Source organism: Nocardioides sambongensis (genome assembly GCF_006494815.1).
GTDB classification, from domain to species: Bacteria; Actinomycetota; Actinomycetes; order Propionibacteriales; family Nocardioidaceae; genus Nocardioides; species Nocardioides sambongensis.
In genome coordinates this window covers 2965719-2988198 of sequence record NZ_CP041091.1, presented here as the reverse complement: position 1 = coordinate 2988198, position 22480 = coordinate 2965719, and the positions used below count along the sequence as shown (strand labels likewise).

23 protein-coding genes and 3 pseudogenes are annotated in these 22480 nt (G+C 73.0%); 11 read left to right on the top strand and 15 right to left on the bottom strand.

Translation table 11 applies throughout. The features are described 5' to 3' along the window. Positions 1-23: 23 nt before the first annotated feature. From FIV43_RS14075 to FIV43_RS14060, 4 genes are all read left to right on the top strand, one after another. Positions 24-926 (top strand): LysR family transcriptional regulator, encoded by a 903-nt coding sequence (locus tag FIV43_RS14075; RefSeq protein ID WP_141014639.1) that lies wholly within the window; start codon positions 24-26, stop codon positions 924-926. A gap of 56 nt (positions 927-982) precedes the next feature. Continuing rightward, the gene (locus tag FIV43_RS14070; RefSeq protein ID WP_141014638.1) at positions 983-2626 is read left to right on the top strand and encodes a DHA2 family efflux MFS transporter permease subunit; all 1644 of its coding nucleotides are present in this window, start codon (positions 983-985) and stop codon (positions 2624-2626) included. Positions 2627-2762: 136 nt separating this feature from the next. Beyond that, complete coding sequence (locus FIV43_RS14065; protein ID WP_141014637.1) at positions 2763-3656, top strand: AAA family ATPase; 894 nt, start codon at positions 2763-2765, stop codon at positions 3654-3656. Between the two features lie 2 nt (positions 3657-3658). Next, positions 3659-5125, top strand: a complete 1467-nt coding sequence (locus tag FIV43_RS14060; RefSeq protein ID WP_141014636.1) for a VWA domain-containing protein — start codon at positions 3659-3661, stop codon at positions 5123-5125. An 18-nt stretch (positions 5126-5143) separates the two neighbouring features. On the opposite strand, the gene FIV43_RS14055 is transcribed toward FIV43_RS14060, so the two are convergent. The 7 genes from FIV43_RS14055 to FIV43_RS14030 all read right to left on the bottom strand — a co-directional run bounded on the left by FIV43_RS14055 (position 5144) and on the right by FIV43_RS14030 (position 11499). After that, entirely contained in the window at positions 5144-6571 is a 1428-nt protein-coding gene (locus FIV43_RS14055; RefSeq protein ID WP_141014635.1) for a hypothetical protein, read from the bottom strand. Next, positions 6568-7527 (bottom strand): hypothetical protein, encoded by a 960-nt coding sequence (locus FIV43_RS14050; RefSeq protein ID WP_141014634.1) that lies wholly within the window; start codon positions 7525-7527, stop codon positions 6568-6570. Before FIV43_RS14050 ends, FIV43_RS14055 begins: the two co-directional genes overlap by 4 nt. Before the next feature lie 28 nt (positions 7528-7555). Further along, positions 7556-8011 carry a WXG100 family type VII secretion target gene (locus FIV43_RS14045; RefSeq protein WP_141014633.1) on the bottom strand — a complete coding sequence of 152 codons (456 nt, stop codon included), beginning with the start codon at positions 8009-8011 and terminating at the stop codon, positions 7556-7558. A gap of 79 nt (positions 8012-8090) precedes the next feature. After that, a complete protein-coding gene (locus FIV43_RS14040) occupies positions 8091-9284 on the bottom strand; it encodes a pyridoxal phosphate-dependent aminotransferase (protein WP_141014632.1) in 1194 nt (397 codons plus the stop codon). A 130-nt stretch (positions 9285-9414) separates the two neighbouring features. Beyond that, a complete protein-coding gene (locus FIV43_RS14035) occupies positions 9415-9975 on the bottom strand; it encodes a histidine phosphatase family protein (protein WP_141014631.1) in 561 nt (186 codons plus the stop codon). Positions 9976-10030: 55 nt separating this feature from the next. After that, complete coding sequence (locus tag FIV43_RS23220) at positions 10031-10219, bottom strand: FAD-binding protein (RefSeq protein WP_269204018.1); 189 nt, start codon at positions 10217-10219, stop codon at positions 10031-10033. Further along, positions 10171-11499 (bottom strand): FAD-binding protein, encoded by a 1329-nt coding sequence (locus tag FIV43_RS14030; protein ID WP_269204017.1) that lies wholly within the window; start codon positions 11497-11499, stop codon positions 10171-10173. The genes FIV43_RS23220 and FIV43_RS14030 overlap by 49 nt, the downstream gene beginning before the upstream one ends. A gap of 180 nt (positions 11500-11679) precedes the next feature. Here FIV43_RS14030 and FIV43_RS14025 point away from each other — a divergent pair, with 180 nt between their 5' ends. Beyond that, positions 11680-13173, top strand: coding sequence for a potassium/proton antiporter (locus FIV43_RS14025; RefSeq protein WP_141014630.1), 1494 nt, complete (start codon positions 11680-11682; stop codon positions 13171-13173). 75 nt (positions 13174-13248) lie between these two features. Here the strand turns inward: FIV43_RS14025 and FIV43_RS14020 are convergent, their stop codons facing one another. From FIV43_RS14020 to FIV43_RS13990, 7 genes and pseudogenes are all read right to left on the bottom strand, one after another. Continuing rightward, positions 13249-13779, bottom strand: coding sequence for a LytR C-terminal domain-containing protein (locus FIV43_RS14020; RefSeq protein ID WP_141014629.1), 531 nt, complete (start codon positions 13777-13779; stop codon positions 13249-13251). Beyond that, positions 13779-14074: pseudogene (locus FIV43_RS14015) on the bottom strand (type II toxin-antitoxin system VapB family antitoxin). The gene FIV43_RS14020 and the pseudogene FIV43_RS14015 overlap by 1 nt, the downstream one beginning before the upstream one ends. Before the next feature lie 132 nt (positions 14075-14206). Further along, positions 14207-14440 carry a hypothetical protein gene (locus FIV43_RS14010; RefSeq protein ID WP_141014628.1) on the bottom strand — a complete coding sequence of 78 codons (234 nt, stop codon included), beginning with the start codon at positions 14438-14440 and terminating at the stop codon, positions 14207-14209. A 131-nt stretch (positions 14441-14571) separates the two neighbouring features. Then, the gene (locus FIV43_RS14005; RefSeq protein WP_181407495.1) at positions 14572-15069 is read right to left on the bottom strand and encodes a thioesterase family protein; all 498 of its coding nucleotides are present in this window, start codon (positions 15067-15069) and stop codon (positions 14572-14574) included. A gap of 69 nt (positions 15070-15138) precedes the next feature. Continuing rightward, positions 15139-15654, bottom strand: a complete 516-nt coding sequence (locus tag FIV43_RS14000; protein WP_141014624.1) for a low molecular weight protein-tyrosine-phosphatase — start codon at positions 15652-15654, stop codon at positions 15139-15141. Next, positions 15651-16043 (bottom strand): phage holin family protein, encoded by a 393-nt coding sequence (locus tag FIV43_RS13995; RefSeq protein WP_141014623.1) that lies wholly within the window; start codon positions 16041-16043, stop codon positions 15651-15653. Before FIV43_RS13995 ends, FIV43_RS14000 begins: the two co-directional genes overlap by 4 nt. A 45-nt stretch (positions 16044-16088) precedes the next feature. Then, on the bottom strand, positions 16089-16769 hold the full coding sequence (locus FIV43_RS13990) for a GntR family transcriptional regulator (protein ID WP_181407494.1): 681 nt from the start codon (positions 16767-16769) through the stop codon (positions 16089-16091). 121 nt (positions 16770-16890) lie between these two features. Between FIV43_RS13990 and FIV43_RS13985 the strand changes: the two genes are divergently transcribed. The 6 genes and pseudogenes from FIV43_RS13985 (at position 16891) to FIV43_RS13965 (ending at position 21541) form a co-directional block, all read left to right on the top strand. After that, a complete protein-coding gene (locus FIV43_RS13985; RefSeq protein ID WP_231123395.1) occupies positions 16891-17556 on the top strand; it encodes a dimethylarginine dimethylaminohydrolase family protein in 666 nt (221 codons plus the stop codon). Beyond that, entirely contained in the window at positions 17553-17843 is a 291-nt protein-coding gene (locus tag FIV43_RS22560) for a hypothetical protein (RefSeq protein WP_231123394.1), read from the top strand. The genes FIV43_RS13985 and FIV43_RS22560 overlap by 4 nt, the downstream gene beginning before the upstream one ends. A gap of 85 nt (positions 17844-17928) precedes the next feature. After that, a pseudogene (hisC, locus tag FIV43_RS13980) lies at positions 17929-19040 on the top strand (histidinol-phosphate transaminase). Between the two features lie 80 nt (positions 19041-19120). Next, positions 19121-19702, top strand: coding sequence for a hypothetical protein (locus FIV43_RS13975; RefSeq protein WP_141014621.1), 582 nt, complete (start codon positions 19121-19123; stop codon positions 19700-19702). Between the two features lie 237 nt (positions 19703-19939). Then, positions 19940-20710, top strand: coding sequence for a DUF3828 domain-containing protein (locus FIV43_RS13970; protein WP_181407493.1), 771 nt, complete (start codon positions 19940-19942; stop codon positions 20708-20710). Positions 20711-20923: 213 nt separating this feature from the next. Further along, positions 20924-21541 carry a hypothetical protein gene (locus tag FIV43_RS13965; RefSeq protein ID WP_181407492.1) on the top strand — a complete coding sequence of 206 codons (618 nt, stop codon included), beginning with the start codon at positions 20924-20926 and terminating at the stop codon, positions 21539-21541. A gap of 195 nt (positions 21542-21736) precedes the next feature. Here FIV43_RS13965 and FIV43_RS23875 read toward each other — a convergent pair. Next, positions 21737-22333, bottom strand: a pseudogene (locus FIV43_RS23875) (hypothetical protein); the annotation flags it as partial. Between the last annotated feature and the right edge of the window lie 147 nt (positions 22334-22480).

Genomic DNA, 22480 nt, shown 5'->3' with positions numbered 1-22480 from the left:
CTTTCATCGTGCAATCTGGTCGCATGATCGATCAGCGTCTGCGGATGCTCCGGGTGGTGGCCGACCAGGGCACCATCTCGGCGGCCGCGGACGCGCTCGGCTACACCCCCTCGGCGGTGTCGCACCAGATGCGCACGCTCGCCCGGGACGTCGGCGTACCCCTGCTCGAGCACCAGGGGCGCGGCATCCGGCTCACCGGCGCCGCGCGCACCCTGCTGGAGCGCAGCCACCACCTCTTCGCGGAGTGGGAGGAGATCCGCGCCGAGGTGCAGCGCACCTCCGACTCGGCCTCGGGCTACCTGCGACTGGCCGGCTTCTCCACGGCTGCCTCGACCCTGCTGCCGCCCGTCGCGGTCGCGGTGCAGCGCACCTTCCCCCGCTCCGTGGTGCGGATCCTGGAGGCCGACCCCGAGGAGTGCTTCGACCTCCTGCTCGCCGACCAGGCGGATGTCGCGGTCGTGATCGGCACGGGTCTGCTGCCGCCGAGCTCGGACCCGAGATTCGACCAGCTCCCGCTGATGGAGGACCGGATCGACCTCCTGGTCTCGGCCCAGCACGAGCTCGCGAGCCGCGGCCGGGTGCGGCTCGCCGACGCGGCGGACGAGCCCTGGATCATGGACCGGCCGGGCCGGCCCTACCACCAGATGGCGCTGGCGGCCTGCGCGGCGGCCGGGTTCACCCCGCAGCACGCCCACGAGGTCGTCGAGTGGGACACCTGCGTGGCGATGGTGGCGTCGGGGCTCGGGATCGCCCTGGTCCCGAGGCTCGCCCGGATCCCGGCCGCCGAGGTGGTGCGGATACCGCTGCGCGGAGAGGCCAGTCCGGTGCGCCACGTCCGGACCAGCGTGCGGCGCGGGACCGCCGGCCAGCCCGAGATCGCCTGCGCGCTCGCCGAGCTGCGCAGCGCGGCCGACCTGCTCGGCTGATCCGAGGTATCTGAATAGCGCGGGGTCGGCGTCGCGTCGTACGATTTCGTCCCGTTATGGCTACCGACGCATCGGCCGAGAACGCGGCCCCCGACGACGACAAGCTCGACAAGAGCGTCCTACTCACCGCCGGGGTCGTTGTCCTCGGCGCGATCATGTCGATCCTCGACATCACCGTGGTCTCGGTCGCCCTGGAGACGTTCCAGGAGGAGTTCGACGCCACGTCGGCCGAGGTCGCCTGGACCATGACCGGCTACACGCTGGCCCTGGCCACGGTGATCCCGCTGACCGGCTGGGCCTCCGACCGCTTCGGCACCAAGCGGCTCTACCTGCTCGCGGTCACCCTGTTCACGATCGGCTCGATCCTCTGCGCGGTCGCGGACTCGCTTCCCATGCTCGTCGGCTTCCGCGTCGTGCAGGGCCTCGGTGGCGGCATGCTGATGCCGCTCGGCATGACGATCCTGACCCGGGCCGCCGGACCGCACCGGGTCGGACGGGTGATGGCGATCATGGGCATCCCGATGCTGCTCGGCCCGATCTTCGGCCCGATCCTCGGCGGCTGGCTGATCGAGGCCGCAAGCTGGCACTGGATCTTCCTGATCAACCTGCCGATCGGCATCGCCGCGATCATCTACGCCTCGATCGTGCTGCCCAAGGACAACGTCGAGCCGTCCGAGACCTTCGACTTCGTGGGCATGCTGCTGCTCTCGCCCGGTCTGGCCCTCTTCCTCTACGGCGTCTCCTCGATCCCCGAGGCCGGCACCGTCTGGGACGCCGAGGTGCTCGCCACCGGCATCGCCGGGCTGGTGCTGATCGGCCTCTTCGTGCCGTGGGCGCTCAACCAGCGCAACGTGCACCCATTGGTCGACCTGCGCCTCTTCGCGAACAAGAACATGACCGTCGCGATCATCGCGATGGCGCTCTTCGCGATCGCGTTCTTCGGCGCCAGCCTGCTCTTCCCGCTCTACTTCCAGCAGGTGCGTGACGAGTCCGCGCTGAGCGCCGGCGCGCTGCTCGCGCCGCAGGGCATCGGCGCCATGCTGACCATGCCGATCGCCGGCACCATCGCCGACCGCAAGGGGCCCGGCCGGGTGGTCATGGTCGGCATCTGCCTGGTCACCCTGGGCATGGGGCTGTTCACCCAGCTCGACGAGGGCACCTCCTACGCCTACATCCTGGGCGCGCTCTTCGTGATGGGCATGGGAATGGGCGCCACGATGATGCCGATCATGAGCGCGGCCCTCGCCACCCTGACCGCGCACAGCACCGCCCGCGGCACCACGCTGCTGAACATCACCCAGCAGACGGCCGCGTCGATCGGCACCGCGCTGTTCTCGGTGATCCTGACCAACTCGCTCAACGGCAAGGACCAGGCGGCGCTCGGGGCGGCGAACATCGAGCGGCTGGCGGGCGACCCCGAACGCCTGGACACCCTCGCCCAGATGACCGGCATCCCGCTGCAGCAGTTGCAGGCGATGAGCGTGGACGAGCGACTCTCCGCCGTCGCGCAGGGGATGGGCGTCACCCTCGACCAGTTCCAGGCCCTCGCGGCCGACGGGCTCGCCCAGATGGCCGACTCCTTCGCCACCGTCTTCATCGTCGGCACTGCGCTGGTCGCCTGCTGCCTGATCCCGGCGTTCTTCCTGCCCCGCAAGGCGGCGGAGGAGCCGGTGGACCCGGCCATGATGATGGGTCACTGAGCGGCTCCCGACGCGACGCGCTCCGGCGCCCCGGCCCCCGGGCCGAGGGCGCCGGAGTCGTTTCCGGGGCCGTGCGCGGGCATCCCCACGGTGGGCACCCGGGCCGCGGCGTGCCGGGTGCAGGCAGGATGGGGTCATGACCTGGTTCGACTCACCTGCCGACGCGGCGGCCCGGCTCACCGCGACCGGCTACCTGACCGACCACGCCACGGCGACCACCACGTTCCTCGCCGGCGCGCTGGAGAAGCCGCTGCTGCTGGAGGGGCCGGCGGGGGTGGGCAAGACCGAGCTGGCGAAGGCGGTCAGCCGCGCCACGGGTGCCGAGCTGGTCCGGCTGCAGTGCTACGAGGGGCTCGACGAGGCCCGCGCCCTCTACGAGTGGAACTACAAGAAGCAGTTGCTGCGGATCCAGGCGCAGACCGGCGGCGCCGGCGACGGCGTCGACTGGTCCGCCACCCACGACGACATCTTCACCGAGGAGTTCCTGCTCACCCGGCCGCTGCTGACCGCGATCCGCCGCGAGGAGCCCACCGTGCTCCTGATCGACGAGGTCGACAAGACCGACATCGAGGTCGAGGGTCTGCTGCTCGAGGTGCTCAGCGACTTCCAGGTCACCATCCCCGAGCTCGGCACCGTGGCCGCGGTACGACGCCCGTTCGTGGTGCTCACCTCCAACGCCAGCCGCGAGCTCTCCGAGGCGGTGAAGCGGCGCTGCCTCTACCTCCACCTGGACTACCCGGACGCGGCGCGCGAGCGGGACATCCTGGTCAGCCAGGTGCCCGGGATCGACGACAAGGTCGCCGAGCAGGTGGTGCACACCGTCGGCCGCCTGCGCGAGATCGACCTGAAGAAGGCGCCCTCGATCGCGGAGTCGGTGGACTGGGCGCGCACCCTGATCGCGCTGGAGATCCGCGAGCTCGACGACACCGCGATCACCGACACGCTCGGTGTGGTGCTCAAGCACGCCTCCGACCATGAGCGGGCGGTCAAGGAGCTCAAGCTGGGCCGCACCGTGCCGGGCAAGCGCTGAGCATGGCCGCGTCGCCGTCCCCCGGCCGCGAGCGCTCCGGGCTGCTCGACCGGCACCTCGCCTTCATCGAGGCGCTGCGCGGTGCGGGCCTGTCGGTGTCCCTGGCCGAGGACCTCGACAGCGTCGCCGCGCTGGGACTGCTGCACTGGAGCGACCGTGCGGAGGTGCGCGAGGCGTTCGCCGCGACGCTGCTGAAGAAGCAGGCGCACCGGACCACCTTCGACACCCTCTTCGACGTCTACTTCCCCCCACTGGTGGGCGACGGCGCCCGCGGGTCCGGCGCACCGGGTGGCGATGGCGGGGGTGACGACGCCGGCGAGGACGACGACGCCGGACCGCCCGCCGTCCGTGACAACGCCGCCGCGCTCCAGGAGTTCCGCGACCGACTGGCCGAGATGCTGCAGGCCGGGGAGTACGACGAGGCCGAGATGCGCCAGATGGCGGCGGAGATGATCGGCCGGTTCGGCGCGATGCCCGGCCGCGGTCCCGGGCTGTCGTCGTGGTCGGCCTACACCGCCTTGCAGCGGGTGGCGCCGCAGGAGCTCACCGACCAGATCGTCGCCGCCCTGCTCTCCAACCAGCTCGACGAGGACGAGGCCACCCGCACCGCGGCACGCCGGATCGGCAGGTTCACCCGCCAGGTCGAGGACGACGCACGACGCCGGATCGCGGAGGAGAAGGGGGCCGACCACGTCGCCGACGTCACCGTCCGCCCCAGCATCGACACCCTTGCCTTCACTTCCGCCCGCCGCGCCGACCTGGAGGAGATGCGCAAGGAGATCTTCCCGCTCGCGCGCAGGCTCGCGACCAAGCTCGCCAAGGAGCAGCACGCCAAGCGGCGCGGACCGCTCGACTTCCGTCGTACGGTGCGGGCGTCGATGGCCACCGGTGGCGTCCCGCTGACCACGCACCACCGGCCGAAGCGGCCGCACCGCACCGACCTGGTGGTGCTCTGCGACGTCAGCGGCTCGGTCGCCAACTTCGCGCAGTTCACGCTGCTCTTCGTCTTCGCCCTGCGCGAGGTCTTCCAGTCGATGCGGGCCTTCACCTTCATCGACCACGTGCACGAGGTGACGCCCTACTTCCGGCCGGGCGCCGATCCGGCCGACGTGCTGGCCGACCTCGCCGCCAGCACCAGTCACGCCGCGCTCTGGGGCCGCACCAACTACGGGCGGGCGTTCACGAAGTTCGACGAGGACTTCGGCGACGCGCTCGGCCCGAAGACCACCCTGCTGGTGCTCGGTGACGCCCGCAGCAACTACTCCGACCTGCACGAGGAGACGCTGGGCCGGATGGTCTCCTCGGTACGACGCGCCTGGTGGCTCAACCCCGAGCACCGCCGCAACTGGGGCACCGGCGACTCGGCGGCGCCCACCTACGCGGAGGTGATGCCGATGCTGGAGTGCCGCAACCTGGTCCAGCTGGAGGACTTCGTGCACCGGATCGTCGGGAGCGCCCCGCCGCGCTGAGCGCGGAGCCGCGCCGGATCAGCTGCCGAGGTAGCCGCGTTCGCGCCACCGCTGGTACGTGGCCCGCAGCGCTGCGTGCGGGGCCCGGTCGGCCTGGTGCGCGCCCGCCACCGGCCCCGCGCCGGGGGCGCTGTCCCCGGCGGCCGGCTCGGCGTCGTACACGATCGTGATGCGGTCGCCGGAGGAGGCGTTGACCAGGGAGCCGAGCAGCGCGACCGGGTCGTTGCGGTCCTCCAGTGCCAGCACCGGCAGCCCGGCGGGCAGCGCGGGCACCAGCGCGGTCGGTGCGCTGGTGGTGACCACTTCCTCGACCACGAAGGAGAGGGTCGTCCGGGTGGCGATGTCGATCGCGGCGACACCTCCGGGACCGGTGCCCGCGAGCAGCACCCGGGAGATCGACGAGCCGATCAGCACCTCCTCGAGGTGGCGCACCACGTCGTCGGCGTAGCCGGTGAGGTCGCCGGCGACCAGCCGCAGGTGCCGTCCGCTGCCGGGGAGCGGATCGGGTCCGGGGAGGTAGACGATCGCACGGCCCCCGCCGACCGGTTGCACCGCGACCGGCTGCGGGGTGCGCACCAGGCGCTCCACGAGCTCGCCCAGCCCGCGGGGCGGGTCCACGGTGCTCAGGTCCGCCGCGGGCAGGTCGTGCTCGGCATCGGCGAGCGTCGCGGCGGCACCGGGAAGCGCCACGGCGGCATCGGGAAGCGCCACGGCGGCATCGGGCAGCGCCACGGCGGCATCGCGCAGCGCGGAGCTGAACCGCGCCGGGAGCCGAGGTACCGCGATCGCCCGCAGGCCGCCGCGGCGGACCGCCTCCGCCTGCTCGCCGGCCAGCGCCGGCGCGGTGAGCAACCCGCGGACCAGCAGGCTCTCGGCGAGACCGCCGCCGGTGGTGACGTGCTCCATCAGGTCCGGGTTCGCGGTGGCCAGGTCGCCCAGGAAGGCCGCGATGCCGTCCCGGTCGAGCGTGTCGGTCTCGATCAGGCCCGCCGCGACGATCTCGCCGCCGAGCTCGACCTCGGGCGCGAGGTAGCCGATGGCGCGGCCGGCGATCGTGCCGAGGGTGGCATAGGCCACCGCCTGCAGGTCGTCGATCCACCGGTAGGTGTGCACCGTCGCGCGCAGCGCGGTGGCGTCGACGTCCAGGTCCTCCGCGCGACGCAGCAGGCCGCTCGGACCGTCCAGCGCGGCACGCAGCTCCTGCTCCGCGGTGGCCCAGGTGGCGGTGCTCAGCGGCGCGGAGTCGGCCACGTCCGGCTCGGCGAGGATCGCGTGACCCGCCTCGGCCCAGGCACGCAGCTGCTCACCGGCGCCGTCCAGCTCAGCGGCCAGCGCCAGCATCTGGGTGTACCGCTCCTCGAGGTCGGCCGCCTCGACGGCGGTCATCGGAGCTCCGCGCCGCTCCGTGGAGGCCGCGGCCACCGGGTCGTCGCGACGGTCGTTCATCGCCCCGCCTCGGCCAGTGCGGGGGTCAGCACCGCGCCCAGTTCCGCCGGCTCGACCGCACGGACCTCGACGCGCAGGGAGCCGTCGACGTGATGCGGCCGGAGCGCGTGCCACCCGTCGCCGAGCAACGTCCACGAGACCACTCCGGCTCGGTCGGGGCCGGCCTCGCCGATCCGGGCGACCAGCGCCCGCAGGCGGCCCCGGGCCTCGCCGGCGAGGGCCCGCAGCGCGGCAGCGGTGTCGACCTCGGTGAGCGACCGGTCGTCGGCGCGGACCTGGCCGGTCGTGCGCTGGACCAGCAGGTCGACCAGGTCGTCGCGGCCCTCGTCGAGCGCTTCGGCCGCGGCGTCGGCCAGCTCGAACGGCAGGTCGAGCCGAGCCGGCACCCGCGAGCCCGGCAGGGGGACCTGGTCGGGCACGGCCGCGACCCGGGTGAGCTCCGCCGCCCAGCCCTCCGCCGCGAACCAGGCGAGCTCGAAGGCGAGTCCGTCGAGCGTCGCGAGCGCCGCCACGGCGCCGCCCGCCTGCCGGTGCCACGCCTTCAGCTGGGTCGCCTCCGGCACGCCGAAGGCGACATCGATGTCGAGTGCCGTGGCGGGCGTGGCCAGCAGCCCGATCGCTCCGGCCAGTCCCGGGGAGAGGGCCCCGCCCTCGAGCAGCCCACGTCGCTCCAGGGAGTCGGCGGGGTCCCGCAGATCGCCCAGAGCGCGCCGGTGAGCCGTCTCCTCCGCGAGCGCCGCGGGCCCGCCGAGTCGCTCGGTCAGGTCGGTCAGGCCCGGGCGGGCGCCGCTCTCCACGACGGCCGACGCCTCGGGGCCGAACGGCAGCGGCGCATCGCCGCACAGCCGGGCCGCGTGCCGCAGCTCTGCCAGGGTCAGCCCGATCCGCCGGGGCGCGGCGTCCAGCGTCCCGGGCTCGCCGCGCTGCGGCGCCGTGCCGAGGTCGATCGTGGCCACCCTGAAACCCTCCGAGACTCCGGCCGGGTCAGCGACCCGGCAGCTCCACATCCAACCAGTCGCGGTGGCCGCGCGGCGGCGGTACGACGGCGGCGAGTCGCTCGTCGTCGGGGTCCGCGGCGCTTCCGGTGCCTTCCGCCTCGGCGGCCGCGGCGTTCGCCACCCGGGCCTGCGCGTCGGCGATCGCGCTGCGCGCCCGGACCTCGATCCGGTTGATCTCCTCCTTGACGGCGGTCACCGCCCGGCCGTGGGCGTCCAGCGCGTCGGCGGCGGTCTCGTGGCGGCTGGCCACCGAGCGGAGGTGGGCGGCGCGCGCGGCGACCCGCTCGCGCATCGCGTCGGCCGCCCGGCCGGCCCAGCCCAGCGCCTCGATCCGCGCCACCAGCCGGTCGGCGAGCGCCTGCAGGTCGGCGGCGTGCTCCCGCAGCCGGTCCGCCCGACGCGCGATCACCGCGCTGTCGCCGTACGACGCCGGGCGGGTCATCGGGCCGGGAGGGTCGGGCGATCGCCGGCGCCCTGGGTGTCGCGCACGCGCGGCTGCGCCGTCGGCGCCTTCGCTGCGCTCATCGTGCTCCCAGATAGCCGTCGATGCGGTCGAGTGCCGTCACGATATCGGCTCCGGCGCCGGCGAAGCTGAACCGCAGGAACCGTCCACCGTCGACGGTGTCGAAGTCGACCCCGGTGGCGACGGCGACACCGGTCGCGGCGAGCAGGTCGTGGGCGAAGGCCATCGAGTCGTGGGTCAGATGGCTGACATCGGCGTAGGCGTAGAAGGCGCCGTCGGCCGGGGCGAGGCGGTCCAGCCCGATCCGACGCAGGCCGTCGAGGAGCAGGGCGCGGTTCGCGCCGTACCGGCGGACGTGGGCGTCGAGCTCGGTCTGGGCCTGTGGGGTGAAGGCGGCGAGCGCGGCGCGCTGGGCCAGCACCGGGGGGCAGATCGAGAAGTTGCCGGTGAGCACGTCGACCGGTCGGCGCAGGTGGTCCGGCGCGAGCATCCAGCCCAGACGCCAGCCGGTCATCGAGAAGTACTTGGAGAACGAGCCGAACACCACGGCGTCGCGGCTGGTCTCCCAGGCGCAGCGGGCCCACCGCTCGTGCGCGTCGGCGTACTCGATGCCGTGGTAGATCTCGTCGGAGATCAGCTGGACCCGGTTCTCCTCGCACCAGCGGGCGATCGCCGCGAGCTCGTCGGGGGAGAGCATGGTGCCGGTGGGGTTGGCCGGGCTGGCGACCACCAGGCCGGCGAGCGGGGCGCTCGCGTGGGTGGCATCGAGCTGCTCGACCGTCGGCTGGAACCGGGTGTCGGGTCCGGTCGCGATCTCGACGACGTCGCAGCCCAGCGCCGCGAGGACGTTGCGGTAGCAGGGGTAGCCGGGGCGGGCGATGGCGACCCGGTCGCCGACCTCGAAGGCGGCGAGGAAGGCCAGCAGGAAGCCGCCGCTGGAGCCGGTGGTCACCACCACCTCGTCGGCGCTCACCTCGATCCCGTCGCGGGTCCGGTGGTGGGCCGCGATGGCTTCGCGCAGCTCGGCGATCCCGGTGGCCGGCGTGTAGCCGAGCGGGTCGCCGGAGCCGAGCAGTCGGATCGCCTCGGTGTTGACCGGTGCGGGGGCGCCGGTGCTCGGCTGCCCGGCGAGCAGGTTGAGCACGTCGCCGTGGGACTGCTGGCGGCGCGCCGACGCGGCGAGCAGGTCCATCACGTGGAACGGGGGGACGTTCGCCCGCTGGGCGGATGCGAGGCGGTCGAGACTCGTCATGGGGCCATCGTCTCCGACGCCGATCGGGGGTGGGTGAGGTGGTACTTGTCGGCCGAAACCCGCGCGACACGCCGATGCGCCCCGGCGTGTCGTGCGGGTTTCCCCGGCTGACCGGTGAAACCCGCACCGCTCAGGCGTTCCACCGCAGCACCACAGCCGTCTCCCGCTCGAACCCGAGCGCGGAGACGGTCGCGGTGTCCAGACGCAGCAGCCGACCGTCGCCGACGGGCAGACCGAGCCATCGGGCGGCGAGGGCGCGCAGCGAGTGACCGTGGGCGAAGACCAGGGTGCGCCGGACGCCGCGGGCACGTCGTACCACCCGGTCGAGGCGGGCGGCGACCTCGACGTCGCTCTCCCCGCCCGGCGCCGGGTGGGTCCAGATGGTCCAGCCGGGGACCTGCTCGCGGATCTGGGCGGTGGTCAGGCCCTCGTACTCGCCATAGCTCCACTCGGCCAGGTCCGGGTCCACCTCCGCTTCGGCGAACCCGGCGAGCTCGGCGGTACGACGTGCCCGCCGGCGCGGACTGGACAGCACCAGGTCGAAGCGTTGCGGGGCGAGCCGGCCGGCCAGCGCCCGGGCGCGGTCCTCGCCGGAGGGCAGCAGCGGCAGATCGGTGACGGAGGTGTGCCGCCCCGCCTCGCTCCACTCGGTCGGACCGTGCCGGACCAGCCACAGCTCGACGTCGTCCACGGGGCCAGTCTCTCCCGTCGTCCGTCCGAGAGTCACGCGCTCGCGGGATCCGGGGTCAGCCGGTGGCCCCGGCGGCGTGCCGGCCGGCCCGCCGCCCGAAGTACGAGCCCTCGCCCAGCTGGGTGCCGGAGCAGTAGCCGTTGCCGTCCTGGGCGATGTTGGAGGCGCAGGCCCCCGCGGCGTAGAGGCCGCCGATCACCGAGCCGTCGGTGCGGCGTACCCGTCCGTCGACGTCGGTGGCCATGCCGCCGAGGGTGAAGCCGGCGTAGAGCGCGACGCCGAGCGTGAGGTCGTAGACCCCCACGGCCCCTCGGTCTGCGGCGCCAGCCAGTCGGGGTGCTTGTGCAGGTCGGGGTCCTCGCCGCGGGCGGCGTACTCGTTGTAGCGCGCCATCGTCGCGGTCAGCGAGCCGGCGGGCAGGCCGAGCCCCTCCTCCATCTCCTCGATCGTCTCGTAGCCGTCCTTGAGCGGGACCAGCGGCATCCGCTGCTCCTCCATGTGCGCGCTGTCGGCGATCAGGTACGCCGTCGCACCGGGCTGCTGCAGCACCTGGTGGGAGGTGCGGGCGTGGTAGGAGTCCTCGGCCACGAACCGCTTGCCCTCCTGGTTCACGATCAGCCCCTTGACCAGCGAGGACGGCGGGTAGAACGGTGCGGTGATGAAGGGCTCCTCCATGTGCTCCAGGGCGGCGCCGACGGACTCGCCGAGCCGGATGCCGAGCCCGTCGTCGTAGGTGGAGCCGAGGGTGAAGAGCTTCTCGCCGAGGGCGGGGGTGTAGCGGGCGACCATGTCGGCGTTCATCACGAACCCGCCGGCCGCGATGACCACAGCGTCGCTGCGGATCAGCCCGGTCCGCTCGAACGAGCGCCAGGCGAGGCCGACCACGTCGCCGTCCTCGTCGACGCAGAGGTTGGTGGCGCCGGTCTCGAAGCGGACGTCGACCCCGGCCTCCAGCACCCGGTCCCGGAGCAGGTCCATCACGATCCGGGTGCCCTCGGTGTCGCCGGGCACCGGCACCTTGTGGCCGCGCGGCGCCGGCGGGATCTCGTCGCGGTAGGGCCAGACCTTCTCGTTGCCGGTGAACATCAGCCCCTCGGTGCCGGGCTGGATCACGGCCTTGCCGGGGAAGTAGCTGCGCTCGAACTCGAAGCCGAGGGACTCCAGCCAGTCGAAGTGCTCCACCGAGGACTCGGCGTAGGCCCGGATCTTCTCCTTGTCCGGTGCCTTCGTGCTGGCCTCCAGGTAGGCGATCATCGCCTCGACGGAGTCCTCGTGACCGGTCGCCCGCTGCACCGCGGTGCCGCCGCCGAGGTAGAAGTGACCCCCCGACATCGACGAGGTGCCGCCGTGCACGGCGGCCCGCTCGAGCAGCACCACCCGGGCGCCGGCGCGGGCCGCCTCGAGCGCGGCGCAGCCCCCGGAGATGCCGAAGCCGACCACGAGCACGTCGCACTGCTCGGCGTCGGCGAGCGCGCTGGCGGGCACGGTGGCGGGGATCGCGAGGCCGGCTGGAGTCGTCGTCATGCCCCGAATCTAGAACAAGTTCTATCTTGATGCGAGCCCTGGTGGACACCTGTCCAGTCCGGGTGCGGTCGATGCCTGGTCCCGTCGGCTCCCCGGGGCCGTCCGCGGCTCCGCGTCCGGACGACGACGGGGGAGCCGGACCGATAGACTGCGGCTCCGCCCGCCCGACCGCGAGGTGACATGACCTTCGACGTCCACCAGCTCGACACCTTCGTGTTGGGTGGCGCGGTCGTCACACTGCTGGCGGTGCTCGCGGTGCGGCTCTCCACCCGCGCCGGGCTGCCCAGCCTGCTGATCTACCTGCTGATGGGCGTGCTGCTGGGCGAGTCGGTGGTCGGCATCGGGTTCGAGGACGCGCAGCTCGCCCACGCCCTCGGCTTCGCCGCACTGGCGGTGATCCTGGCCGAAGGTGGCCTGACCACGAGCTGGCGGGAGACCCGACCGTCGATGCGGCTCGGACTGGCGCTGGCCACGATCGGCGTCACCGTCTCCGTCGGCGTGGTGGCGGTCGCCGCCCACTACGTGCTCGGACTGCCCTGGGAGCTCGCGGTGCTGCTCGGCGCGGTCTGCTCGCCGACGGACGCCGCCGCGGTGTTCTCGGTGCTGCGGGTGGTGCCGCTGCCGCGTCGGCTGACCGGGGCGCTGGAGGCCGAGTCCGGTCTCAACGACGCGCCCACCGTGGTCCTGGTGACGCTGATCTCCAGCGGCTCCGCCCTCGAGCACGGCGTGCTCGGCATGGTCGGGATCATCGCGTTCGAGCTGGTCGTCGGCATGCTCTTCGGGCTCGCCGCCGGATTCGGCGGCGCCTGGGTGATGCGCCGCGCCGCGCTGCCGTCCTCGGGTCTCTACCCGATCGCGGTGCTCTGCCTGGCGATGATCGCCTACGGCGCCTCCTCGGCGGTGCACGCCAGCGGCTTCGCGGCCGTGTACGTCGCCGCGCTGGTCCTCGGGAACGCGGACCTGCCGCACCGGCTGGCCACCCGCTCGTTCGTCGAGGGCCTGGCCTGGATCGCACAGATCGGGCTCTTCGTGATGCTCGGGCTGCTGTTCTCCCCGGACCGGATCAGCTGGTCCACGATCGGGCTGGCCGTGCTGGCCGGCCTGATCCTGACCTTCGTCGCCCGGCCGCTCTCGGTCCTGCTCAGCGCGGTGGTGCAGCCGATGTCGCTGCGCGACCTCTCGTTCATCTCCTGGGCGGGCCTGCGCGGCGCCGTACCGATCGTGCTGACCACGATCCCGCTGGCGGCCGGGGTCGAGGACGCCGACAACCTCTTCGACATCGTCTTCGTGATGGTCATCATCTACACGCTGCTGACCGGGCCGACGCTGCCGACGGTCGCTCGGGTGCTGAAGGTGGCCCGGCGCTCGGAGCCGCGCGACCTGGAGGTGGAGGCGGCGCCGCTGGAGCGGGTGGCGGCCGACCTGCTCCAGGTCACCATCAGCCCGGCGTCGAAGATGCACGGCGTCGAGGTCGGCGAGCTGCGGCTGCCCACGGGCGCGAGCGTCTCGATGGTGATCCGCGACGGCGCCGCGATGGTCCCGGAGCGGCGGACCGTGCTCCGGCACGGGGACGAGCTGCTGGTGGTCACCCCGCGCAAGCAGCGCGAGTCGACCGAGCGTCGGCTGCGTCAGGTCAGTGCCGGCGGTCGGCTGGCCCAGTGGCTCGGCGACTGAGCGGCTGGTGACCGAGCGGCCGGTGACTGAGCGGCTGGTGACTGAGCGGCTGGGCAGGTAGCCGCGCCGCACCGGTCAGGGGGTCTCCTCGGCCACCAGGACGGGGGCGCACACCGTGGTCTCCTCGGTGGCCTTCACCCGCTTGCGACCCTTGGTGACGTGGTCGAAGCGTTCGCCGACGACCACGGTGACGCCGGCGGTCCCGGCCTCCTGGTCGACGATCTCGACACCCTTCCCGAGATAGCTGCGGACCAGCGCCACCGACGGGTTCGACCGGTCGCTGGTCCAGATCTGGGCGCTCAGCGTCTTGGCGCCCGCCACCGAGACGTTGCCGCTCTCGCCCTTGCCGAAGCCACGCTCGACCAGGGCGTCCATGGTCTCGCCGGCCAGCCCGTTGCGGCCGCTGGCGTTGAGCACGCTGACCAGCACCTGGCCGGGGCGCACCGACGAGCCGGCCGAGACCGTCGTGTCGGTGCACAGCGGGGTCTCCTGCGCCTCCGGGAACGGCTCGGTGACCCGGCTCCAGGCCCAGGTGATGCCGCCGAGGAAGAGCACGGCCAGGACCACCAGGGTCACCGCCGAGCGGCCGGTCGCCGACAGACTCATCAGCCCTCCATCCGGATCACCCGAGCGTGCAGCACGTTGCGCTGCTGGAGCGCCGCGCGCAGGGCCCGGTGCAGGCCGTCCTCGAGGTAGTAGTCACCGCGCCACAGCACGACGTGGGCGAAGAGGTCGCCGAAGAACGTGGAGTCCTCGTCGAGCAGTGAGGTGAGCTGCAGGGTGTCCTTCGTGGTGACCAGGTCGTCGAGGCGCACCTGGCGCGGCGGAACGGCGGCCCACCCCTTCGCGGTCAGCCCGTGGTCGGGATAGGGACGCCCGTCCCCACGCGCTTGAAGATCACGTCGCCGGAGTCTAGTCGCCGACGGGTGAATGACGGTGTTCCGCGCGGCCACCCGGGTCGACCCGGAGCTCCGAGCGTGCCGCGCGGAGGGTCCGCGCCCGGCCGCTCGTGGAGCCGGTGGAGGAGACCGTCTCAGGCGGACCAGCGGACGGCGTCGTCGACGAAGTCGGCCAGCGCGTGCACGCCCCGCAGGTCGTCACGTTCGGTCATCAGCGTGGTGAGGTTGCGGGCGTGGCGGTCACGCAGCGCGTTGCGACGGGTCTGGGCGGCGGTGGCAGCGTCCTGGGCAGCCTGGTGGGCTGCGACCTTCTCGGCGTCCGTGGGTGCGGCACCGGGTCGGTAGAGGGAGGCGATCAGCTCGGTCATGGGAAGATCCTGCGCCGCCAAGATCGCCAGAAGGTTGACCCCCGGTTACGCCTGGATGTCCCGGGCCCGTGAGGGTGTGAGACGCCTCACCGCCGGGGGTCTCCGGCGGGTGTCGGAGGCCCGGGACCCGCTCAACGGAGGGCCAGGCACCCCGAGGTGGCGGGCTGCCAGCCGAGGCCGTCGTGCTCGGCGATGCGCTTGTCCATCGCCTCCGCGATCGCTCCCGGCCACGGCGCGGTCTGGCGCGGCTCGACGAGCACGTGGAGGAAGATCTCCTCGAAGACGCAGGCGAGCCGCTCGTTGGTGTCGTCGAGCAGGTAGACCAGCGCGTGCGCGGCCCTCTCGGAGCGGCCCAGCAGGCGCACCCGGACCGACATCTGGTCGCCGGTCTTGAGCTCGTGGAGGTACCGGACGTGGTGCTCGGCGGAGAGGCAGGCGTGCCCGTCGGCGACCGGCCAGTTCCACGGGATGCCCAGCTCGGCCAGTGACTCGTCCAGCCCCTCGCTGCCGATGCCCAGGTAGTGCCGCACGTTCAGGTACCCGTTGATGTCCTCGAACGCCGTCGGCACCGGCTGGTCGGCGTAGGCCGGGAGAGGTGCGAGTTCCGCGTACGTCGGCTGCGTGCTCATGCAGGTGACCCTACTCATCCCGCCGCCGACCCGCCGCCGGCCGCCGCCGACCCTTGGCCGGTGCGCGGCTCAGAGCGCCAGCGCGTCCGCGATCTCCCGGGCCAGCACCTCGCTGGTCCGCTCGACCATGGTCAGCACGTCGCGGAAGCCCGCCTCACCGCCGAAGTAGGGGTCCGGTACGTCGCTCCCCGGGCGGATCGGGTCGAAGTCCCGGAAGAGCCGCAGGCGACCGTCCGCGGTGGCGCCGCCGGTCTGGTCCAGCGCGCGCAGGTCGCCGAGGTTGGTCGCGTCCATGGCGAGCAGCAGGTCGTACTCCTCGATCCAGGCGGCCACGACCTGCTGCGCCCGGTGCCGGGAGGTGTCGTAGCCCTCCTCGGCGAGCAGGGCCGCGGCCCGGGCGTCCATCGGCTCGCCGACGTGCCAGTCGCCGGTGCCGGCGCTGACCACGTCGACCTGCTGGTCCAGACCCACCCCGCGGATCCGGTCCTCGAGCACCACGTCGGCCATCGGCGACCGGCAGATGTTGCCCAGGCAGATCAGTGCGATCCGGTAGCGACCCGGGGTCCGCGGCTCGGGAACGGTCACGACTCGACTCCGATCATCGCGTCCAGGAACCAGGTGGTGATGCTGATGATCAGGGCTCCGCCGATGGCCGGCCAGAAGCCCTCGACGTGGAACCCGATCCCGACCAGGTCGGCCAGCCACGCGGTGAGCTTCAGCAGCAGCGCGTTGAGCACGACCAGGAAGAGGCCCAGCGTGACCAGGATGAACGGGATCGACAGCAGCGTCATCAGCGGCTTGACGAACGCGGTCACCGCGCAGGAGATGAGCGCGACCAGGAGCAGCGGCACGATCTTGTGCTCGATCTCGGCCTGGCCGTTGCGGGGTCCCTCGAACCAGATGCCGCCGATCAGCTGCGCGGCGAGCGCGAGCGAGGCTGCCGTGATGGCCCAGCGGGAGAGGAAGGCGAGCATGCGGGCAAGTGTGGCATCACCGGCCACCTCGGCGGTGCGCTCCGCTCACTCCAGGCCGAGCGCGCCGATGATCTCGACCTCGGCGTCGTCGATGTGGTGGCGCAGGAACGAGCGGGCGCCGTCCTCGCCCTCGATCCGACCCGATTCCAGCAGGTCGACCAGCGCCTCGTGGGTGTCGGCCTGGTCGTGCGCGTTGCGGTTGAGCCGGTCGACCTGGGCGAGCGCCAGCTTGAGCTCGTCCATCAGGGCCTCGGCCATCTGCACCAGGCGGCTGCTCCCGGTCAGGCCGACCAGGGCGACGTGGAAGGCGAGGTGGCGCTCGTTGAGCTCCTCGTACGACGCGCCCTCGCGCACCGCCCGCGTGTAGGCGTCCAGCGTGGTGCGCACCCGGAGCCGGTCCTCGTCGCCCGCGCGGTCCCAGCCCTCGACGCCGGCGCCCTCGAGCACCTGACGTGCCCGGCACACGTCCCGGACCGACGATGCCTCGGGGGTGGCGACGCTGACCCCACGGTGCGGCTCGCGGGTGGCCAGTCCCTCCGCGACCAGCACCGTCAGCGCCTCGCGCACGGTGGGCCGGGAGACGCCGAGCGACTCGGCGAGCGCGATCTCGCGCAGTGCGGTGCCGCTCTCCAGCTCGCCCTCGAAGACCGCCCGTCGCAGCTCGGCTGCCACGCGCGCGGTGGTGGAGGCGTGCTCCACGCTGAGGGTCTCGAACCTCCCGGACATGGCGCCCATTGTGCCGCGCCCCGCGGATCGTGCGCGCTCCAGGCGGGTCGACTTGGCGCCGTGCGGCGAAGCGCCTACTCTCTTGTCAGATTGTCTGACAATATTGACGTAGGGAGGTTCCATGAACACGTCCGCCACCACCGACCTCACCCGCCACGGTGAGCTGCCCTGGGGCCGTTCCTACGCGATGGTCGAGCCGTCGCAGTTCCGCGTCGACTACGCGATCAACCCGTTCATGGACACCGCGGTGCAGCCGGACCCGACGCGGGCCACCGCGCAGTGGCACCGGCTGGTCGCCACCCTCCGCCGCTGCGGTGCCGAGGTGCGCGCGATCGAGGCCCGCCCCGACTCGCCCGACATGGTCTATGCGATGAACCTCGGGCTGCCCGTCGTCCGGCGCGGTGCGGACGGTGCGGGCGAGCCGACGGTGCTCCTCTCCCACATGCGCTACCCGGAGCGGCAGCAGGAGACCGGGTCCGCCGAGGCGTGGTTCGCCCAGCACGACCACCGCGCGGTGCGGATCGGCGGAGACGGTGCGGGGCCGCACTTCGAGGCCGGTGACGCGTTCGCCTGGCGTGGTGAGCTCGTGGTCGGCTTCGGGCCGCGCACCGAGGCCGCCGCACTGCCGCTGCTCGCCGCCGAGCTCGACGTCCGGGTCCGCGGGGTGCGGATCACCCACCCGGGCATGTATCACCTCGACCTCGCCTTCTGCCCCTCGACGACCGTCGCGCGCTGGTCTGCCCGGACGCCTTCGACCCCGTCTCCGCGCAGGCGCTGCTGGAGGTGATCCCCGAGCCGCTGGTGATCACCGAGGAGGAGGCGCTGACCACCTTCTGCGCGAACTCCGTGGTGATCGGCCGGACCGTCGTGATGCCCGCCTGCCCGCGACACGTCGCCGACCGGCTCGCCGGCTGGGGCTTCGAGGTGGTGGTGGTCGACGTCTCCGAGTTCCACCTCGGCGGCGGCTCCGTGCGCTGCCTGACCAACCCGCTCGACGTCACCCTGGACCGCGACCTGGCCCGGGTCTCCGGCGGCAGCGTGGTGCTCGCCGAGGAGGGCGAGAGCGCGGCCTAGCCATGACTGGCCTCGGAGCCGGTGATTCGATGCTTCACCGTTGTTCTAGGGTCGCTGCACCGGCCAGCACCAGGTGGAGGGACGAATGGCAGCCAGTCAGCACGCAGCGGATCGCGCGACGAGCAGCGGGGGCGTGCCGCGTCCCCGGCCGCAGTTGGACGACCTGCCGCCGTACGTCGCGGGGCGGCCGCCGAGCACCCCGCCCGGGCTGACGCCGTACAAGCTCTCCTCGAACGAGAACCCCTACCCGCCGCTGCCCGGTGTGCTCGAGGCCGCGACCGCGGCGGTCGGTGTGATGGAGCGCTACCCGGACATGGGGAACGGGGCGCTCTACCGGGCGCTGGCCGTCCGTCTCGACCTGCTGCCCGCGCAGATCTCCGCCGGCACCGGTTCGACGGCGGTGCTCTTCCAGCTGCTGAGCGCGTTCTGCGGCCCCGGTGACGAGGTGGTGGTGCCGTGGCGCTCCTTCGAGGCCTATCCGATCGCGATCACCGTGGCCGGCGCCCGGGCGGTCCAGGTGCCGCTGACCGCCGACGCCCGCCACGACCTCGACGCGATGGCGGCCGCGGTCACCGACCGGACCCGGGTGCTGGTGGTCTGCACCCGAACAACCCGACCGGCCCCGCCCTGCGACACAGCGAGCTGGAGGCCTTCCTGGACCGGATCCCTCCGCGGGTGCTGGTGGTCGTCGACGAGGCGTACGCCGAGTTCGTGCGCCACGACGACCCGGTGGACGGCCTGCGGCTGCTGGGCGAGCGGAGCAACGTCGCGCTGATGCGGACGTTCTCCAAGGCCTACGGACTGGCCGGTCTGCGGGTCGGCTACCTCGCGTCCACCGCGGCGATCGCGGGCGCGGTGCGGTCGGTCTCCCTGCCGTTCGGGGTCTCCTCGGTCGCCCAGGCCGCCGCGGTCGCCTCGCTGGACGCCCAGGACCTGCTGCTGGAGCGGGTCGACGCGCTGGTCGCGGAGCGGGAGCGCCTGGTCGCCGGTCTCTCCGCGCACGGCTGGCGCCTGCCGGAGGCGCAGGGCAACTTCGTCTGGTTCCCCGTCGGGCGGCGCACCCCCGAGCTGGTGGCGGCGGCCGAACGGGTCGGCCTCTCGGTCCGCGCCTTCGCCGGCGAGGGCGTCCGGGTCACCGTCGGCGAGGCCGAGGCGAACGCCCGGATCGTCGACACGCTGGGCCCGCTGGCGGGCTGAAACCCCCGCAGGGGCGGGGCTGCGCTGGTCTACGGTGGTGATCGCACGCTGCGCCGGCAGCACGGATCCAAGGAGTCCCGGTGTCCGGTTCGAACCCTGACCACCCGACTGCGGAGCTGCCGCAGCAGCCGCCGCCCTACCCGCAGCAGCCCCCGCCGTACGGCGCTCCGCAGCAGCCGCCGCCACCTCCTTACGGCGCGCAGCAGCCGGGCTACGGCGGACCGGGCGGACCGGGCGGACCCGGTGGCCCCGGCGGACCCGGTCAGCCACCGTGGACGCCGGGCCCCCCGCCGCCCGGCGACGGCAACAGCAAGAAGACCCTCGTCATCATCCTCGGGGTGATCGGTGCGCTGGTGATCGTGGCCGCGGTGGTGATCGCCGCGTTCCTGATCGTGGGCAACGGCGACGAGGACGAGACGGACCGCGGCGACGACGCCAGCAGCGAGGCCACCGAGGACACCCCCACCGAGGAGAGCACCGAGCCGGCGAGCCCGGACCCGACGGACTTCCCGACGGACCTGCCACCGGACCTGCCGACGGACCTGCCGACCGACTTCCTGACGGACCTGCCGACCGACCTGCTCAGCGACTTCCCCACCGATCCCTCCGAGTGGGAGTCCTACTTCGAGAGCTATCTCGACGACCTGACCGCGAACCCGTGAGGTGAAGCATGAGTACGCCGACGCCACCGCCCCCTGGTCCGCCGCAAGGGCCCCCGCCCTCCGGTCCGCCCGCAGGCCCGCCCGCAGGCCCGCCCTCCGGTCCGCCGCAGGGGCCCCGCCGGGCGGTCCTCCGCAGGGGCCACCGCCCGGTGGCTGGGCGGTGCCGACGCAACCCCCGCCGCCGCCCGGAGGGGCTCGAAGAAGGCGATCTGGATCATCCTCGGCGCACTGCTGGCGGTGCTGCTCATCGTCGGGGTGCTGCTGCTGGTGCTCCTGCTGCGCGATGACGACGACGCCCAGGAGGACGCCGTCTCCCGCGACCCGGTGAAGGTCGTCCAGGCCGTGATCGACGCGGCCGAGGCCGACGACTGCGAGGCGGCCGACGACCACCTCGAGGACCCGCTCGAGGACCAGGTCTGCACCAGCGACGACTGGGCGCTGCTGGCCTCGGGCGACGTCACCGCCGAGGTCGGTGAGGCCGAGATCGACGGCAGCAGCGCCGTCGTACCGGTCACCTTCACCTCGGAGGCGGGGACCGAGGAGTACTCCTTCGAGCTGACCGAGGAGGAGCGGGAGTGGGAGGTCGTCGCCTACGGGCCGGCCGACGCCGACCAGGGCGACGAGCCCACCGAGAGCCCGACCGACGCCACCGACCCGACGGACAGCCCGACCGACAGCCCGACCGACGCCTCCACCGACCTCCCGGACTTCCCGGAGGGCACCCCGGAGGCGACCATCGTCGCCTACGTCGAGGCCGCCCGCGCCGCCGACTGCGTCGAGGCGGAGAAGTGGGTGACCGACGCCTACCTGCGTCGTGAGGGCCGCTGCACCGTCGACGAGCTCGACCCGGACGAGGTCGCGCGCTACCGGTTCGACATCGGCGACGCGACCATCGACGGCGGCACCGCGACGGTGCGGGTCACCATCAGCTACCGCGGCGAGAGCGACACCGGCACGCTGACCCTGAAGAAGGAGGACGGCGTGTGGAAGATCGACGACGACGAGTGAGCAGCCGCGCGACGGGGTAGGGGCCGGGGCGACCGCCGTCGGCGATCGTCCGCCCCGTCCGTGAGCAAGCCCCGAGCCAGTCGTGAGGAAGTCGTGAGCACTCCGCCGCCACCGCCCACCGGGCCCCCGTCCGGCCCGCCGCAGGGACCGCCTCCCGGCTGGTCGGCGCCACCCCCGGGACCCCCGCAGGGGCCACCGGGAGGCGGCTGGTCGGTGCCGGTGCCACCGCCGCCCGGCCCGAGGAAGACGCTCTGGATCGTGCTCGCCGCGATCACCTCCGTGGTGCTGGTCGGCGCGGTCGTCCTGGTCCTGGTCCTCACCGGCGGTGACGACGAGGACACCAGCGCCGGTGGCGACGGCGCGACGTCGTCCGGCGCGCCGACGGACCCGGCCGACCCGGAACCCACCGAGCCGACCGATCCGACCGAGCCGACCGAGCCGACCGAGCCGACCGATCCGACGCAGCCGACGCAGCCGACGCAGCCGACGCAGCCCACCGATCCCGGAGGAAGCGGCCAGAAGTTCGCCGCGGGCACCCCGGAGGCCTCGCTGCAGGCCTATCTCGACGCGGTGATCGCGGGCAGGTGCACCGAGGCCGACACCTGGGTCACCGACGCCTACCTGCGCGAGTACGGCCGCTGCGACCCGGACACCTTCGACGGTGGGGACTTCGACCAGATCGACTTCCGGATCGGCGCCGCTACGGTCGACGGCGACACCGCCCGGGTGCCGGTGACCACCGCGGTCGCCGGCGTCGACGAGGAGTACACCACCACGCTGGTGCTCGAGCGGGTCGGCGGTGTGTGGAAGATCGACCGCGAGGCCGGCTGAGCGCTGCCCGGGCTTGCCCGCGCGGTGGGCCGGCTCAGGGCTCGGGGTGTCCGTGGACGCGTCCCCGCGATCGAGCCGGATCAGCGGCTTCTTCCCCCGCAGCCGGCGACCGACCTCGCCCTCGTCGCTGACCAGCACCTGACCGAGCACTGCCGCGGCCAGGTAGACCCAGGCGATCACGTAGAACCAGGCGAGGTAGGTGAACGCCACGCCGATCGAGCCGTAGCGCACCGCGCTGGCTTCGAGCGCGTGCGGCAGCCAGACGTTGGAGAACGGGCGGACCAGCAGCATCACCACGGCGAAGAGGACCGCGCCGGTGAGCACGGCGCGCATGGTGACCACACCCTTGAGCAGGATCCACGGCACCAGCACCCCCATCGCCAGGTAGAGCAGGGTGACCAGCACGATCGTCCACAGCTGCTGCGGGGGGAGCTCGTCGGTGACCGACTGCATCCGCCGCAGCGCCACCACCATGATCGCCAGACCGAGCACGACCGCCACCCACCGCCACGCGGAGGCCACGTTGCTCTTGGGGCGGGGGATCGACCAGATGGTCGCGTAGGCACGGGCCAGCGCGCGGGAGAGGCTGGTGGCGGAGGCGAGCACGATGATCCCGCCGATGATCCCGAAGGTCGTGTTGCCCCCGTCGTCGAGGGAGTCCCCGACGGCGGAGCTGGCCTCCTGGGGCATGTTGAAGGTCTCGACCAGCACCACGTCGGCATTGCCGACCCACGACGCCATCATGATCAGGACCGGGAAGACCGAGGTGAAGAGTTGAGCGGCGACGGCCATCGATCGGTCGAAGATCTCGATGCGCTGCATGCTCCAGGCGAACCCCAGGCCGACCCGGCCGAACCAGGTCCCCAGGAGGTAGTCCGCGATGCGTCGGATCCGGGCCGGGAAGAGGCGCAGCGCGCGGTCGAGCTGAGCCTGCTGCTG